Origin of the sequence: Catenulispora yoronensis (assembly GCF_039531695.1) — a bacterium.
Classification (GTDB): Bacteria; Actinomycetota; Actinomycetes; order Streptomycetales; family Catenulisporaceae; genus Catenulispora; species Catenulispora yoronensis.
Genome location: NZ_BAAAQN010000270.1, coordinates 1 through 507, shown reverse-complemented (window position 1 = coordinate 507; position 507 = coordinate 1). Strand labels below are relative to the sequence as shown.

The following is a 507-nucleotide window of genomic DNA, read 5'->3' as shown; positions in this document are numbered from 1 at the left end:
ACTGTTGCAGCGGCACCAGCGCGGCGGGGTTGCCGCCGAACAGTTTCGAGGTGAAGGCGTCGGCCTGGTAAATTGGAAGCTGCATGGGGAAATTCCTTTTCTCGAAGCGCAAATAAAAAAGGGGAAGCGCCCTCATATCTATCTTTGGCGCTTCCCCTTTTTATCAGAGCCGCTTGGCAGCGGCCAGACTTCGACCTGGCTTTCCCGAGCGCCGGGACAATCCGCCGCCACCCGTTCGCCGTGTTCATTGCGCCACACCGGGAAGCGGATCCCGCGTACGCTCTCCTGCCCCGGCAGCAGCAGAGTCGGCGTCTGGCTGGCATCCAAAAGCCAGCTGGCCAGGCGACGACGACAGTTGCTGTCGCCCGCCGGCAGATCCTGCCCGCCAGGCCAGCAGATTGTCCCCTGGCTGACCGTTGCCGGGCGCGGATCGCTCGGCAGCCCGCCGCGGCTCATCGCCGGGCGGGCCAGCAGCAGATTATTGACCTGGTTGAGCAGCGGTACGGC

2 pseudogenes are annotated in these 507 nt (G+C 64.5%); both read right to left on the bottom strand.

The features are described 5' to 3' along the window. Nucleotides 1-85: pseudogene (locus ABD481_RS47285) on the bottom strand (isomerase); the annotation flags it as partial. 89 nt (nt 86-174) lie between these two features. After that, a pseudogene (locus ABD481_RS47280) lies at nt 175-507 on the bottom strand (peptidoglycan glycosyltransferase PbpC); the annotation flags it as partial.